The organism is Stenotrophomonas mori (assembly GCF_023556335.1).
In the GTDB taxonomy this organism is placed as follows: domain Bacteria; phylum Pseudomonadota; class Gammaproteobacteria; order Xanthomonadales; family Xanthomonadaceae; genus Stenotrophomonas; species Stenotrophomonas mori.
Genome location: NZ_JAIKTS010000004.1, coordinates 330,768 through 345,982, shown reverse-complemented (window position 1 = coordinate 345,982; position 15,215 = coordinate 330,768). Strand labels below are relative to the sequence as shown.

General features: G+C 71.4%; 14 protein-coding genes. 4 read left to right on the top strand and 10 right to left on the bottom strand.

Features of this window, described 5'->3' with window-relative positions:
- Window positions 1-34: 34 nt before the first annotated feature.
- The 6 genes from K5L01_RS12840 to rpsU all read right to left on the bottom strand — a co-directional run bounded on the left by K5L01_RS12840 (window position 35) and on the right by rpsU (window position 5,241).
- A complete protein-coding gene (locus K5L01_RS12840; protein ID WP_250064925.1) occupies window positions 35-1,012 on the bottom strand; it encodes a bile acid:sodium symporter family protein in 978 nt (325 codons plus the stop codon).
- A 33-nt stretch (window positions 1,013-1,045) separates the two neighbouring features.
- A complete protein-coding gene (locus K5L01_RS12835; protein WP_250064923.1) occupies window positions 1,046-1,543 on the bottom strand; it encodes a protein tyrosine phosphatase family protein in 498 nt (165 codons plus the stop codon).
- Between the two features lie 20 nt (window positions 1,544-1,563).
- Window positions 1,564-3,294, bottom strand: coding sequence for a DNA primase (gene dnaG, locus K5L01_RS12830; RefSeq protein ID WP_250064921.1), 1,731 nt, complete (start codon window positions 3,292-3,294; stop codon window positions 1,564-1,566).
- A gap of 186 nt (window positions 3,295-3,480) precedes the next feature.
- Window positions 3,481-4,350 carry a YihY/virulence factor BrkB family protein gene (locus K5L01_RS12825; RefSeq protein ID WP_425603890.1) on the bottom strand — a complete coding sequence of 290 codons (870 nt, stop codon included), beginning with the start codon at window positions 4,348-4,350 and terminating at the stop codon, window positions 3,481-3,483.
- 82 nt (window positions 4,351-4,432) lie between these two features.
- Complete coding sequence (locus K5L01_RS12820) at window positions 4,433-4,879, bottom strand: GatB/YqeY domain-containing protein (protein ID WP_250064920.1); 447 nt, start codon at window positions 4,877-4,879, stop codon at window positions 4,433-4,435.
- Window positions 4,880-5,025: 146 nt separating this feature from the next.
- Window positions 5,026-5,241, bottom strand: coding sequence for a 30S ribosomal protein S21 (rpsU, locus tag K5L01_RS12815; protein WP_003465342.1), 216 nt, complete (start codon window positions 5,239-5,241; stop codon window positions 5,026-5,028).
- A gap of 201 nt (window positions 5,242-5,442) precedes the next feature.
- On the opposite strand from rpsU, the gene tsaD reads away from it, so the two are divergent.
- The 4 genes from tsaD to K5L01_RS12795 all read left to right on the top strand — a co-directional run bounded on the left by tsaD (window position 5,443) and on the right by K5L01_RS12795 (window position 10,488).
- A complete protein-coding gene (tsaD, locus tag K5L01_RS12810; RefSeq protein ID WP_250064918.1) occupies window positions 5,443-6,480 on the top strand; it encodes a tRNA (adenosine(37)-N6)-threonylcarbamoyltransferase complex transferase subunit TsaD in 1,038 nt (345 codons plus the stop codon).
- 88 nt (window positions 6,481-6,568) lie between these two features.
- Complete coding sequence (folB, locus tag K5L01_RS12805) at window positions 6,569-6,925, top strand: dihydroneopterin aldolase (protein WP_250064916.1); 357 nt, start codon at window positions 6,569-6,571, stop codon at window positions 6,923-6,925.
- A gap of 25 nt (window positions 6,926-6,950) precedes the next feature.
- Window positions 6,951-8,219, top strand: a complete 1,269-nt coding sequence (locus tag K5L01_RS12800) for a mechanosensitive ion channel family protein (RefSeq protein ID WP_250064915.1) — start codon at window positions 6,951-6,953, stop codon at window positions 8,217-8,219.
- 94 nt (window positions 8,220-8,313) lie between these two features.
- Window positions 8,314-10,488, top strand: coding sequence for a glycoside hydrolase family 3 N-terminal domain-containing protein (locus tag K5L01_RS12795; protein ID WP_250064913.1), 2,175 nt, complete (start codon window positions 8,314-8,316; stop codon window positions 10,486-10,488).
- A gap of 39 nt (window positions 10,489-10,527) precedes the next feature.
- Here the strand turns inward: K5L01_RS12795 and K5L01_RS12790 are convergent, their stop codons facing one another.
- The 4 genes from K5L01_RS12790 to K5L01_RS12775 form a co-directional block, all read right to left on the bottom strand.
- A complete protein-coding gene (locus K5L01_RS12790) occupies window positions 10,528-11,673 on the bottom strand; it encodes a PQQ-dependent sugar dehydrogenase (protein ID WP_250064910.1) in 1,146 nt (381 codons plus the stop codon).
- Window positions 11,674-11,783: 110 nt separating this feature from the next.
- Complete coding sequence (locus K5L01_RS12785; protein ID WP_250064909.1) at window positions 11,784-13,076, bottom strand: APC family permease; 1,293 nt, start codon at window positions 13,074-13,076, stop codon at window positions 11,784-11,786.
- Window positions 13,073-13,819 carry a L,D-transpeptidase family protein gene (locus tag K5L01_RS12780; RefSeq protein WP_425603895.1) on the bottom strand — a complete coding sequence of 249 codons (747 nt, stop codon included), beginning with the start codon at window positions 13,817-13,819 and terminating at the stop codon, window positions 13,073-13,075. The genes K5L01_RS12785 and K5L01_RS12780 overlap by 4 nt, the downstream gene beginning before the upstream one ends.
- A gap of 56 nt (window positions 13,820-13,875) precedes the next feature.
- Window positions 13,876-14,730 carry a MurR/RpiR family transcriptional regulator gene (locus K5L01_RS12775; protein WP_250064905.1) on the bottom strand — a complete coding sequence of 285 codons (855 nt, stop codon included), beginning with the start codon at window positions 14,728-14,730 and terminating at the stop codon, window positions 13,876-13,878.
- Between the last annotated feature and the right edge of the window lie 485 nt (window positions 14,731-15,215).

The following is a 15,215-nucleotide window of genomic DNA, read 5'->3' as shown; positions in this document are numbered from 1 at the left end:
CCCGGCCGGCGAGCCGGGCGCGCGGGGTCCGGCGTCATGCTCCACTGCCGCGGCGGGCGTAGCGTTGCGCCAGCATCGCGCAGACGATCAGCTGGATCTGGTGGTAGATCATGATCGGCAGCACGATCGCACCCAGGCTGCCGCCGGCGAACAGCACCTTGGCGATCGGAACCCCGGTGGCCAGGCTTTTCTTGGAGCCGCAGAAGACGATGGGGATTTCATCCTCGCGGCTGAAGCCCAGGCGCCGCGCGAGCCAGGTGATGCCCGGCATGGCGATGGCCAGCAGGACCGCCGCCACCAGCGCCGCGGCCAGCAGCGAAGCGACCGGGGTCTTGCTCCACAGGCCCTCGTTGACGGATTCGCCGAAGGCGCCGTAGACCACCAGCAGCACCGTGCCCTGGTCGGTGTAGCGCAGCAGCGCGCGCTGTTTCTCCACCCAGGCGGCGATCCACGGCCGCAGCAGGTGCCCGGCGACGAACGGCACCAGCAGCTGCAGCATGATCGCGCCGACCGCGTGCAGCGGATCGGCCATGCCGCCCTGGCTGCCGGCAAGCAGCCCCATCAGCAGCGGGGTCAGGAACACGCCGAGGATGCTCGACAGCGAGGCCGCGCAGACCGCCGCCGGCACATTGCCACCGGCCATCGAGGTGAAGGCGATGGAGGACTGCACGGTGGACGGCAGCGCGCACAGGAACAGCACGCCGAGATACAGGTCCGGTGTCAGCATCCACCCGGCCACCGGCTTGAAGGCCAGGCCCAGCAGCGGGAACAGCACGAACGTGCAGGCGAGGATCACCAGGTGCAGCCGCCAGTGCAGCATGCCGGCGATGATCGATTCGCGCGGCAGGCGTGCGCCGTGCAGGAAGAACAGCGCGGCGATGGCCAGGTCGGTGAAGCGGTCCAGCCCGTGCGCGGCCGCACCGGTCATCGGCAGGAGCGAGGCCACGGCCACGGTGGCCAGCAGGGCGAGGGTGAAGTTGTCCGGTCGCAGGCGCGACCACCAGCGGTTCATCGGTGGGGGATCCTTGTTCGGGCAGGGCGGTGTTCAGGGGGTCGGCGACGCCTCCAGCGCGGCGCGCACGGCCGGTTCCAGCGAGGTCAGGCCGGCATCGCGGCCCAGCTGCAGGGCCGCGTCGGGCGCGACGCCCTCCAGGCGCGCGCGCAGCAGTGCCAGCAGCGCGCCGGCGCGGTTGCCCGAGGCGCAGTGCAGCAGCGTGCGGCCGCCGTCCTGCTTCAGGATGCGGTCCAGCGCGCGCGCATTGGCCTCGGTGAGGTCGTCGGCGCCACCGATGGGCAGGCGCACATAGCGCAGGCCCAGCTGCTCGGCCGCGGCGGCTTCGTCGTAACCGCGGTCTTCCTGCGGCATGCGCAGGTCGATCACGGTGGTGATGCCGGACTGCGCGGCATCGTGCAGCTGCTGCGCGCTGGGCTGGCCGGCCGTGAACAGGTCCGGCAGCGGTTGCCTGAAGGCCGGTCCGCCCGCGCCGGCGGGTCCGGCCCAGGCCAGCAGCAGGAAGACCAGGGGTGTGGTGAATCCACGCATCGTGCCTCTCCTTCCGTCCATCAACGCATCGCCGCGCGCGCCCTGAGCAGTTCACGCAGCTCGTACTTGTCGGTCTCGTCCAGGCCCTGCTGCCGCTGTTTGGCCTGCAGCTCGTCCAGGCGCTGCTGCAACAGCTGCTTCTCCAGCTGGACGATGGCGTCGTGCAGCTCTTGGGTCCAGCTGGCCTCGTCGCCGGGCAGGGCGACCGCGGCCAGGCGGTGCAGCGCCGCCTGTTCCTCGCGGCCGTCGAAGTGCTGCAGCAGCGTGCCGGTGGCGATGTCCGGGCGCTGCCGCACCAGCTCCAGCAGCTCCAGCAGCAGCTCGATGCCGGGCAGGCGCAGGCCGGCGATGGCGTGGTGGCCCTCCAGCTGCAGCGCCAGGGACGGCTGCTGCAGCAGGAGGGCGATGGCGGCCCGCACCAGGCTGCGTTTCTGTACCGGAACGGCCGCCGCCCGCGGGCGGTGGCCGGGGCCGGCTGCCGGCCCGGCCAGGCGGCCGACGCCGGTCAGGCGCTGCAGCTCCTGCTTCATCAGGTCGCCGAAGGCGCCGTCGGGGATCTGCGCCAGCATCGGTCGCGCCCGCTCGGCCAGGCGCGCCTTGCCGTCGAGCGTGGCGAGGTTGACCTCGCCGCCCAGCTCGTCGAAGAAGAACTGCGACAGCGGGGTGGCCTGTGCGAGGCGCGTATCGAAGCCGTCCGCGCCCTCCTTGCGCACGATGCTGTCCGGATCCTCGCCGTCGGGCAGGAACAGGAAGAACGCCTGGCGTCCGTCCTTCATGCGCGGCAGCACCGATTCCAGCGCGCGCCACGCGGCCCGGCGCCCGGCGGCATCGCCGTCGAAGCAGAAGTACACGTCCGGTGCGTTGCGGAACAGCAGCTCGGCATGGTCGGGCGTGGTCGCCGTGCCCAGTGTCGCCACCGCCTGGGTGACCCCGAACTGGAACAGGCTGACCACGTCCATGTAGCCCTCGACCACGATCAGGCGCTCGATCTTCTGGTTGGCCTGGCGCACCTGCCACAGGCCGTACAGTTCGCGGCCCTTGTGGAACAGCGCGGTCTCGGGCGAATTGAGGTACTTGGGGCCGTCGTCCTTCTGCAGTACCCGGCCGCCGAAGGCGATGACCCGGCCACGGCGGTCGAAGATCGGGAACATCACCCGGTCGCGGAACTTGTCGTAGACGTGGCCGCGGTCGTTCTTGGAGAACAGGCCGACCCGGTCGAGCAGCTTCATGCGCCGCTCGTCCTTGCCCAGCGCGTCCTTCAGCGCGCTGAAACCGTCCGGCGCGTAGCCGATGGAGAAACGGATGCGGGTATCGGCATCCACGCCGCGTCCGTCCAGGTAGGCCAGCGCCTTGGCGTTGCCCTCCAGGTGCTTCTGGAAGAAGCGGCTGGCGGCATCCAGCGCCGAGTACTGGTCACGGCTGTCGTCCTGCTGCTGCGCGCTGCGTGCCGGTGCCGTGCGCGGGACGTCCATGCCGGCGCGGCTGGCCAGCTCCTCGACCGCGTCCAGGAACTCGAGGCGGTCGTAGTTCATCAGGAAGCTGATCGCGGTGCCGTGCGCGCCGCAGCCGAAGCAGTGGTAGAACTGCTTGGTCGGGGAGACCGTGAACGAGGCCGAGCGTTCGTCGTGGAACGGGCAGCGTGCGGCGTACTCCTTGCCCTGGCGCTTGAGCGGCACGCGCGTGCCGACCACTTCGACGATGTCGGAGCGGGCGAGCAGCTCATCAATGAAGGCGTCCGGGATCCTGGCCATTTCAGTCGTCTGTTCCGCCAGCGCCGGCGGCCGGCGCGCGGATGCGGGCCGCGCGCGCGCCGGGCCCCGGCAGGGGTGCGATCAAGGTGGGGTGCGTCGGGAGCGGGGGCTTGGCGGACGCATAGGATGCCATGCGCGCCGCCTGCATGTAGGCGGCGTGCCGTGTCATGCCGGCGGCCGGGGCACTCAGGGTGCCGGCGCGGGCACGTCCGGGCCGGCGCGCTCGTCGATGACCGCGGTGACCAGCGCGCCGCTGAAGAACACCACGCTGGCGTAGTAGATCCACACCAGCATGATCACCAGGGTGCCCATCGAGCCGTAGGCGCTGCCGGGCGCGGCATTGGCGATGTACAGGCCGATGCCGTAGCGCCCCAGGGTGAACAGCACCGCGGTGATCGCCCCGCCGCCCAGCGCCTGGCGCCAGGCCACCGGGCGGTCCGGCAGGTAGTGGTAGAGGAAGGCGAAGCCCAGCGCGTACAGCACCAGGGTGGACAGGTACCCCACCGCCGGTAGCAGCGAAGGCAGGTGCGCGAACACCACCTGCAGCGCGGTGGTGGCGACCATCGACACGATCAGCAGGAAGCCCAGCGCCAGCACCACGCCGGCGGAGAAGATGCGCTTGCGGAGCCAGCCGATGGCGCCGTCGAAGCGCTGCAGGTCGGTGCGGAAGATGCGGTTCAATGCGCCCTGCAGCTGCGCGAACACCACGGTCGCACCGATGAACAGCAGCAACAGGCTCCATACCCCGGCAAGCGAGCCCAGGTCGGGCTGGGCGCTGGCGTTGGCGATCACCGTGCGTGCCACCTCGGCGACGCTGCTGCCGGCCAGGTCGGCGATCTGGCCGATCAGCGCCTGCTGCGCGGGCGGGTACAGCGAGGCGGTGAGCCACAGCAGCAGCACCAGCAGCGGTGCCAGCGACAACAGGGTGTAGAACGCCAGCGACGCCGCCTGGGTCATCACGTCCGCTTCGACGAAGCGCCGGACCAGGGTGGCGGGAAGGCTGTGCTGCAGCCGCTCCAGGCGCTGCTTCAGGGCATCGGACGACGGTAGGGCCATGGCTGCAGGATCGCACACCCTTCCCGGCGGTGGCCGTGACGGGGCGGGCCCCGGCGCGGGTGGCCGGGGGGCGGGGCGGAGATCAGCCGGCCAGGGCCTGCTTGACCAGCCGGGACACCAGGCCCATGTCGGCCTGGCCGGCGAGTGCCGGCTTGAGCACGCCCATCAGCTTGCCCATGTCGGCGGCACTGGCGGCGCCGGTCTCGGCGATGGCCGCGGCGATCGCCGCGCTGATCGCCGCTTCGTCCATCTTGGCCGGCAGGTAGCGCTCGATCACCCCGATCTCCGCGCGCTCGATCGCGGCCAGGTCCTCGCGGTTGGCGGCCGCGTACTGGGTCACCGAGTCCTTGCGCTGCTTGACCATCTTGTCCAGGACCGCGATGACCGCGGTGTCGTCCAGCTCGATGCGCTCGTCCACTTCCCGCTGCTTGATCGCCGCATTGATCAGGCGGATCACGCCCAGCGAGTGCTTGTCGCCGCCCTTCATGGCGGCCTTCATGTCGTCGGTCAGTTGCTGTTTCAGGCTCATGGGATCACCTCTTGCGGGATCGGGTAGGGGCGTGCGCGGCGCATTCCGTCGCCGGGTGGGAACGCAAAAAGCCGGCTCCGCTTGCGCGTGCCGGCTCCTGCTCCGCCGCGGAGGGCCGTGGCCCCCCGTTCAGCGTTTGCGTCCGATCAGTACAGGCGCTGACGCTTGGTGACGTCGCGCGAGGTGCGGCGCAGCTGGCGCTTCACCGCAGCAGCGGCCTTGCGCTTGCGTTCCTGGGTCGGCTTTTCGTAGAACTCGCGCTTGCGGGTCTCGGCCAGCACGCCGGCCTTTTCGCAGGTGCGCTTGAAGCGGCGGAGCGCAAACTCGAAAGGTTCGTTCTCGCGGACTTTGACGCTGGGCATGGAATCTCCGGGACACAGTGAGACCGGGTCACGCCCGGTGAGCCGCGCATTATATCGCCTCCACGGGAGCGCGCAAGGGGGCAATACCTGTCCTGTCCCGGGCAGGCCGGCCAAGGCGGGACGCCGGGCGCCCAGTGCAGGGCCCAATGTGTGCGCCCGGGCGGGTTCGTAAACCGCCGGCGAGGGGTTCACAATGGCGGGATGAAAGTCCTCGGCATCGAATCCTCCTGCGACGAGACCGGCGTGGCGGTCTACGACACCGGCCTGTCCGGCGCGGCGGCGCTGCGCGCGCACGCGGTGTACAGCCAGATCGCGCTGCACGCCGAATATGGCGGCGTGGTCCCGGAACTGGCCAGCCGCGACCACGTGCGCAAGACCCTGCCGTTGATCCGCCAGACCCTGGACGAGGCCGGTATCGCGGTCGGCGACATCGACGGCGTGGCCTACACCGCCGGCCCCGGGCTGGTGGGGGCGCTGCTGGTCGGCGCCGGGGTCGCGCGTGCGCTGGCCTGGGGCCTGGATGTCCCGGCGATCGCCGTGCACCACATGGAAGGGCACCTGCTCGCGCCGCTGATGGAGGACGACCCGCCGGCGCCGCCGTTCGTGGCGCTGCTGGTCTCCGGCGGCCACACCCAGTTGGTCGCGGTGGAGGCCATCGGCAGCTACCGGCTGCTGGGCGAGACCCTGGACGATGCGGCCGGCGAGGCCTTCGACAAGACCGCCAAGCTGATGGGCCTGCCGTATCCGGGCGGCCCGCAGCTGGCCCGGCTGGCCGAGAGCGGGACGCCGGGGCGGTTCCGGTTCGCGCGGCCGATGACCGACCGGCCGGGCCTGGACTTCAGCTTCTCCGGGCTCAAGACCCAGGTGCTGCTGGCCTGGCGCGACAGCGACCAGAGCGCGCAGACCCGCGCCGACATCGCCCGCGGCTTCGAGGATGCGGTGGTGGATACCCTGGCCATCAAGTGCGAGCGCGCGCTGGATGCGGCCGGCTCCCGGGTGCTGGTGGTCGCCGGCGGTGTCGGCGCCAACACGCGCCTGCGTGCCCGGCTGCAGGAGGCCGCGCGGCAGCGTGGCGGCCGCGTGTGTTTCCCGCGTCCGGCCCTGTGCACCGACAACGGCGCGATGATCGCGTTCGCCGGCGCGCTGCGGCTGCAGGCCGGCCAGCACAGTCCCGCGCAGGTGACGGTCACGCCGCGCTGGGACATGGCGACGCTGCCGCCGCTGCGTGCCGCCTCCTGACCGGCGCGGCGCCCGCAGCGTGCGCGCGTGCACGGCAGGCTCGCCGGCGGGTCGTTACCATGTCCCCACATCCACCGTGACGGACGCAATGGACAAGGTATTCATCGAGGGGCTGGAGATCGACGCCCTGATCGGCATCTACGACTGGGAGCGGCGTATCCGCCAGACCCTGGTGTTCGATCTGGAAATGGGCTTCGACAACCGCCGGCCCGCGGAAACCGACGACATCGCCGACACGCTCAACTACAAGGCGGTCAGCAAGCGCCTGCAGGACTATGTGCGCGGCTCCGATTTCGGCCTGGTGGAAACCCTGGCCGAGCGCTGCGCGCGGATCGTGCTCGACGAGTTCGATGTGCAGTGGCTGCGCCTGAAGCTGAGCAAGCCCGGCGCGGTGCGCGGCGCGCGTGCGGTGGGCGTGGTGATCGAGCGCACGCGCGCACCCTGAGAACACAACGTAAGGAGGCAAACGGATGCTGGCAGCGGTAACCACGGCACCTTGGCTGAACCACCTGCAGGCCACCCTGCAGTCCTACCCCCTGGCCTATACCGGCCTGGCCCTGGCGGTCCTGCTGCTGGCGGCGATCCTCGCCAACTGGGTCACCAAGCGGGTCCTGCTGCGCGGGCTGCGGCGGCTGCTGAGCCACCTGCCCGGTGCCGAGACCGGCCGCGGCAGCCACCTGATGCGGGTGATCTCGCGGCTGTCCAACGTGGTCCCCAGCCAGGTGATCGCCGCCGGCATCAAGGTGGTGCCTGACCTCCCGCCGGGCCTGGTGGGGTTCGTCGTCGGCGCCTGCCAGGCATGGGCGGTGCTGACCGTGACCCTGGCGGTGGCGCATGCGCTGGACGCGGCCAACGTGCTGTACGAACGCCGCCCCGACGCGCGCAACAAGCCGATCAAGGGCTACCTGCAGGTCGCCAAGATCGTGATCTTCGTGATCGCCGCGCTGTCCATCGTCGCCACCCTGGCCGGCGTGGACCTGCGCTACCTGGTCACCGGCCTGGGCGCGGCCACCGCGGTGCTGATGCTGGTGTTCCAGGACACGATCCTGTCGCTGGTGGCCAGCGTGCAGATCAGCGGCGACGGCCGCATCCGCATCGGCGACTGGATCGAGATGCCCAGCCAGGACGCGGACGGCGACGTGATCGACATCGCCCTGCACACGGTGACGGTGCAGAACTGGGACAAGACCATCACCACCATCCCGACCAAGAAGTTGGTCACCGAGGCGTTCAAGAACTGGCGCGGGATGCAGGAGGCCGGCGGCCGCCGGATCAAGCGCTCGCTGTACGTGGACCAGCACAGCGTGCGCTTCCTGGACGCGGCGGGCCTGGAACGCCTGGGACGCTTCGGCCTGCTCGACGACTACCTGGCTGGAAAGCGCAACGAGCTGGAGCAGTGGAACAACCAGGTCGCGCGGTCGCACCCGGAGGAGGTCAATGCCCGCCGCATGACCAACTTCGGCACCTTCCGCGCCTATGTGGAGCGCTACCTGCGCAGTCATCCCGGCATCCACCAGGACATGACCCTGCTGGTGCGGCAGATGGCGCCGACCCCGCAGGGGCTGCCGCTGGAGCTCTACTGCTTCACCCGCTCCATCGCGTGGGACGACTACGAGGCGGTGCAGTCGGACGTGTTCGACCACCTGCTGGCGATCCTTCCCGAGTTCGAACTGCGGGTGTTCCAGGAGTCCAGCGACGCGATGCTGATGGCCGTGCGCGGGGCCAACGCCGCCGGCTAGCCCGGCGGCGCGCGATCCTGCCGTCGCGCTTCACGGCGCCGACGGTAGAATCCGCGCGTTCAATCGCGTTCGCAGACCCAAGGACAGACAGACGGTGGCAGCCGACCGTATCGAAGCGTTGATCGCGCGGATGACGCTGGAGGAGAAGGCCGGGCAGCTGGGCGTGTTCGCCGACATGGTGCGGCCGTTCGCGCCGGACGTGAATCCCGACGCCAACGTGCGCAATGCCGGCCAGGTGCTGGAGCAGGTGCGCGCCGGCCGCGTGGGCACGCTGTTCAACGGCGTGGGGGCGGCGGCGGGCCGCGAGATCCAGCGTGTGGCGGTGGAGGAAAGCCGCCTGGGCATTCCGGTGCTGCTCGCCGCCGACGTCATCCACGGCATGCGCACGGTGTTCCCGATCCCGCTGGGGGAGGCGGCGAGCTTCGAGCCGGCGCTGGCCGAGCGCAGCGCCCGGGCCACCGCCATCGAGGCGACCGCGGCGGGCCTCCACTGGACGTTCGCGCCCGCGGTGGACATCGCCCGCGACCAGCGCTGGGGGCGGGGCGCGGAATCGTCCGGCGAGGACGTCACCCTGGGCTGCGCGTTCGCCGCGGCGCGGGTGCGCGGCTTCCAGGGCGACGACCTGCGCGCGCACGATGCGCTGCTGGCCACGCCCAAGCACTTCGCCGCCTACGGCGCGGTCGCCGCCGGGCTGGAGTACGCGCAGGTGGACCTGTCGCCGCAGACCCTGCACGACGTCCACCTGGCCCCGTTCAGGGCGGCGCTGGCGGCCGGCGCGCGGACGCTGATGACCGCCTTCAACGACATCAACGGGGTGCCCGCCAGCGCCAACCGCTGGCTGCTGACCGACCTGCTGCGCGGGCAATGGGCATTCGACGGCGTGGTGGTGTCCGACTACACCGCCGACATGGAGCTGATCGCGCACGGCTATGCCGCCGACGAGCGGGATGCCACCGCCAAGGCCTTCCTGGCCGGGCTCGACCTGAGCATGCAGAGCGGCTTCTATGGCGCGCACCTGCCGGGGCTGGTGGAAAGCGGGCAGGTGCCGATGGCGGTGCTGGACGCATCGGTGCGCCGCCTCCTGCGGTTGAAGGAGGCCATCGGCCTGTTCGACGACCCCTACCGCTCGCTGGACCCGGCGCGCGAGGCCGACACGGCGCACCTGCCCGCGCACGATGCGCTGGCCCGCGATGCCGCACGGCGGTCGATCGTGCTGCTGAAGAACGAAGGCGCGCTGCTGCCGCTGCGCAGGGGCGGGCAGAAGATCGCGCTGATCGGTCCGTTCGCGCAGGACCGCGACAACCTCGAAGGCTGCTGGACGCTGTTCGGCGACAAGACGCGCTACGTGACGCTGGAAGCCGGCGTGCGTGCGGCGCTGGAGGCCGCCGCGTTGCTGGAGGTGGTGCCGGGCTGTGCGCTGGAAGCGCCGCTGGACGGCGGCATCGAGGCGGCGGTGGCCGCGGCGCGGCGTGCCGACGTGGCGGTGCTGGCGCTGGGCGAACCGCAGCGCTACAGCGGCGAGGCGCAGTCGCGGCTGGAGATCGTGCTGCCGGCCGCGCAGCAGGCCCTGGCCGAGGCGGTCGCCGCCACCGGTGCGCCGCTGGTGGTGCTGTTGCGCAACGGCCGCGCGCTGGCGCTGCACGGAGCGGTGCGCGATGCCGCGGCGATCGCGGTCACCTGGTACCTGGGCACCCAGACCGGGCATGCGGTCGCCGACGTCCTGTTCGGCGCCTACAGCCCGTCGGCGCGCCTGCCGGTGAGCTTTCCGCAGCACTCCGGGCAACAGCCGTTCTTCTACAACCGCCCCCGCAGCGGCCGCCCGGAACTGCCCGGCATGGCCGAGTTCAAGTCGCGCTGGCGCGAGATTTCCGATGCCCCGCTGTACCCGTTCGGGCATGGCCTGGGCTATGCCCGCTTCGCCTACGCCGCGCCGCGGCTGAACACCCCACAGCTGGCATGGGACGGGACGCTGGTGGTCACCACCCGCGTCGCCAACACCGGCGCGGTGGCCGGCGAAGAGGTGGTGCAGCTGTACGTGCACGATCGCGTTGCCAGCCGGGTGCGCCCGGTGCGCGAACTCAAGGCGTTCGCCAAGATCGCGCTGGCGCCGGGCGAGGCCCGCGACGTGGTGTTCCACATCGACCGCGGGCACCTGGCCTTCAGCGGCGCCGATGGCGCGTACCGGGCCGAGCCGGGCGTGTTCGATCTGTGGGTGGCGCCGTCGTCGGCCACCGGCGAGCCGGTGGACTTCGAGCTGCTGCCCGCCTGAGCCGGCGCGGGCAGCGGGGGCCGCCCGCCCGCGGCGCGGTCAGGGCGCCGGGGTCAGCTTGAGCAACCGCGCGCCGCTGCCGTCCTCCAGCAGCCACAGGGCGCCGTCGGCGTCCTCCGCCACCGCACGGATGCGCTTGCCCATGTCGAAGCGCTCGGCTTCATGCGCGCGTTCGCCCTCCAGCGCCACCCGCACCAGCGATTGCGAGGAGAGGCCGCCGATGAAGGCGTCGCCCTTCCACTGCGGGAACAGCGCGCCGCGGTAGACGATCAGGCTGGAAGGCGAGATCACCGGGGTCCAGCTCACCGCCGGCGCGATGAATTCCGGCCGGGTGGCATGGTCGGGAATCGGCCGGCCGTCGTAATGGTCGCCATTGGAGACCAGCGGGTAGCCGTAGTTGCCGCCGCGCCGGATCAGGTTCAGCTCGTCGCCGCCCTTCGGCCCCATCTCGTTCTCCCACAGCCGGCCATCGGCATCGAAGGCCAGCCCGAGGATGTTGCGGTGGCCCAGCGACCACACCTGGTCGGCCGGCGGGCCGTCGGCGGCGAACGGGTTGTCGGCCGGCACGCTGCCGTCGTCGTTCAGGCGCACGAGCTTGCCGAGGTTGCCGCCCATGTCCTGCGCGGGGTCGAACTTCTGGCGTTCGCTGGAGCTGATCCACAGCTTGCCGTCGGGCCCGAACAGCAGGCGGTGGCCGTAGTGGCCGTCGCCTTCGACCTTGGGCGTCTGCCGCCAGATGACCTGCGGATCGACCAGGCGTCCGCCGCCATCGGCGTCCAGCACCAGCCGCGCGCGCGCGACCGCGGCGCCGCGCGTACGGCCATCGCCGGCCTCCGCATAGCTGTAGTAGACCAGCCCGTTGTCGGCGAAGCCGGGGTGCAGGGCGATGTCGCCGAAGCCGCCCTGGCCGCCATAGGCCACGCCGGGTACCCCGGTGATCTCGCCGCGCACGCCGCTGGCGGGATCGAGATGGATCAGCCGGCCGGCCTTCTCGGTGACCAGGAGGCTGCGGTCGGGCAGGAACGCCAGCGCCCAGGGCTCGTCGAAGCGGGCGGCTTCCATGGCCGTGAACGGCCAGTCGGCCGGTCCGACCGCGGCCGGCGCCGCTGGGCCGGCCGCGCAGGCCGCGGTGGACAGGACGGGCGCCAGGCCCAGGGCCAGGCGGAGCAGCAGTGCACGGGACATGGCGTCCTCCTCGGTGGCAGGTACCGGAGGAGGTATAGCAGAGCCCGGCGTCCGCGGCACGAGCGGCGTGCCCGTCCCCGCACCGCCGGGGTGCGGGGACGAGCGGGGGCTCAGTGCTTGCGCGGGAACAGGTAGATCACGCCACCCACCAGGAAGGCGACCCCGGCCGCCGCCAGGTTCTGCCAGCTGGCGCTGGCGAACAGGGCCAGGCACAGCAGCAGTGCCAGCGCCGGAATCAGCGCACCGCCGGGCAGGCGCAGTGCGCCGGGGCGGTCGCCATAGCGCCGGGCCAGCACCAGCACCGCCGCGGCGGTACCGATGTAGGCGAACAGGCGGGTGGTCATCGACAGCAGCGCCAGCTGCACGAACGAGCCCGACAGCGCCAGCCCCAGCGCGATCACGCCCTGGCAGACGATCGCCGCGGCCGGCGTGCGGAAGCGTGGGTGCACGTTGGCCAGCACCTTCGGGCCGTAGCCGTCCACCGCCAGCGCGAACAGGAAGCGCGGGCCCATCATCATCGTGTTGCTGTTGGTGCCGAGGATGGAGATGGTGGCGCCGACGGTGAGGATCAGGGCCAGCGCTTCGCCGCCGAAGCGCGCGGCGGCATCGGCGAGCGGCGCCGCCGAGTCGGCCAGCCCCGGCAGCGTGCCCTGGGCCACCAGCTGCACCGCGGCGTAGATCACGGTGACGCTGACGATCATGGTGATCAGCGCGAAGGGAATGTCGCGCCGCGGGTTGCGGTACTCGCCGGCGGCGGCCGGGATGTTCTCGAAGCCGGCGTAGGCGTAGAGCAGCAGCAGCGCCGCCTCGCCCATGCGCCGCAGGTCGCCCGGATCCGGGCGCTCGCCGGAGAACGCCAGCGACCAGTCGATGTACAGCGAGCCGATCAGCACGAACAGCAGCAGGGGCAGCAGCTTGCCGATCACCAGCACGACGCCGGTGCGCGCGGCCGAACGCACGCCGACCACATTGACCGCGGTAAGGAACCCCAGCGACACGACGATCACCGCCACCCGGCCGAGGCCCTCGCCGGCCAGCGGCCAGAAGCGCGCCATGGCATCGGCCAAGGCGTTGCTCAGGGCAGCCGCGGAGCTGATCCGGGTCAGCCAGATCATCCAGCCGACCTGGAAGCCGGAGAACGGGCCGAACGCCTCGCGGGTATAGAGGTAGCTGCCGCCGGGCTGATCGAAATAACTGGCCGCCTGCGCGTAGCAGAGCACCAGCAGCGCCACTACGAGGCCGGCCAGCACCACGCCCCACAGGCTCAGCGGGCCGAGCAGGGCGACGGTGGCGGCGGGCAGCAGGTAGATGCCGCTGCCGATCACGTCGTTGATCGACAGTCCGACGATCTGCCAGCGGCTGACCGCGCGGACCAGCGTCGGGTCGTTGCCCTGCGCGCTCATGGGGCGGCTCCGGCGGTGGCGGGCAGTCCCCAGCTCTGCTGCAGGCGCCGGTATTCCGCCTCCGGCAGCAGTACGAACAACGGGTGCACGGCAGGGTCGAGCCAGGCGAGCAGGGCGGTCATGTGCCCGGGCTCCATGGCGGTGCAGCCGGCGGTGGCTTCGCCGGGCTGCCGCCACAGGTGGGCGAAGATGCAGCTGCCCTGGCCGGGCACGGCCTGCGGGTTGTGCTCGATCACGAAGCCTTCGCGGTAGCGGCGGTCGCCGTCGTTGTGCAGGTCCAGGCGCATCGGCTCGGTGGAGCCGGCCACCGCCTCGCTGCCGACCGCTTCGGCATCGACGATGCGGTTGTACAGCGGCGAATCGGGAACATCCATGCAGTAGTTCGATGCCAGCATCGGCCGGTACGGCAGCGCGCCGCCGATCCGCGAGGCATAGCCGAACGCCTCGCCGATGCCGAACACGCCGGCCGGGCTGCGGCCATCGCCTTCGCGCTTGTGCGGACCGTCCTGCTGCGACGGGTGCAGGCCCAGGCCCCAGGCGCTGCCGTTGCGGCCCAGCGCGACGTCGAAGCCGTCGCCGTGCGGGCGCCAGCCGCCATCGCCGCGCTCGTAGGCCTGCAGGTGCCCGGCGGGCGCATCCCACGACGGCGCGGTGACCACCACCAGTTGCCGGGCTTCATCCACCGGCGTGGCGGCGAGCGCGGCCGTGGTCCAGAACGTGGCTAGGACGGCCAGCGACGACAGCAGCCGCTGGGCGGGAGGACGAAACGGGAATGGCATGGTGGGGTTGGCTCCGGCAATCAGTTGTCGATCAGTTGCTGGATGCGTTCCTGGTTCATCGCCAGCTGGCGTTGACGGTCGGAATTGGCATGGCACAGCAGCACGAATACGAAGTCCAGCAGGTACTGCAACGAACAACGGTACAGCAGTTGCGCCACCGGCGGCTGCGGGTCCTGCGCGCAGATCACCAGCGACGCATCGGCATGCGCGCGCAGCGGATTGGCGGTGTGACGGGTGATGGACACCACCTTGCCGCCCATTTCCTGGAACTGCCGCGAGAGCTGCCACAGCTGCGGCAACTTGCCGAATTCGGAGAACACCAGCAGCACGTCGCCGGGCCGCGCCGCCGACAGGTTGGCGGTGATCAGGATCGGATCGGCGTGCTGCACGGTGAGGATGCCGAGCAGTGCCAGGCGCATCGCGAATTCGCGCGCGTACAGGCCGTCGTCGCCGAGCCCGTAGACGAACACCTTGGGGGCGGCGTCGACCAGCGCGATCACCGCCTCGACCTCCTCCTGCGGATTGGCGACGCGGGTTTCCTCTTCGGCCGCCGCCTTGCTGCGGCGCAGGCTCTCGGCCACCTGCAGGTAGCCGTGGGGATCGCTTTCCGGCGGCCACTCGGCGACGTCGCCGTTGCCGTTGGTGGCCACCGCGACCGCCGCGCCGACCGAGTACTTCAGGTCGGGATAGCCGCGGAAACCCAGCTTCTGGCTGAACTTGACCACGCTCGACTGGCTGATGCCCAAGGCGTTGGCCAGCTGCTGGGACGAGTAGTCGCGCAGCAGGTGAGCGTTGTCGAGGATGAAGTCGGCGATGCGCCGTTCGATCGCCGACATCTGTTCGCGCTCGGAGCGGATTTTTACCAGCGGTGGCATGGGGGTGCGGTCGGCTGCGGAGGGGAGACTCTAAAAGGATTTTCCCGAAGCGGTAAGACCCCCGTTGCGGGGCCGCGCCGTGTGCGGATGCAGCATCGGTGGGAGCGGCGTGGCCCCCCTGGGCATCGCGGGTCGGCTGCCGTCGGGCGGCGTTCGGCAGGGCGGCGGCGCGCACCGGCCATCGTTTCCCCTGCAACAGAAGGGCGACGGTAGAGTCCGTCCTCCGATGCGGGCACCGGCCCTGGCGTGATCGTCGCGGCACGGCGGCCGGCGCGTGCGCGGACGGCCGGAAACGCCGGCGGGCGGGGATGCCGCGGGCGCGGGAAAATGCGCACCGCGGCGGTCGGTGCGATGGCATGGGGCAGGGGTGCGGCAAGCTGCCTGTAGCGCCGGCAGGCGGCGGTGCACGCGCGCAGCAGGCGGAGGAGCGGCCGCGGCGGGGACGCGCGCGGGGCTTGCCGGAGGACGGCGACAACCGCATCGGT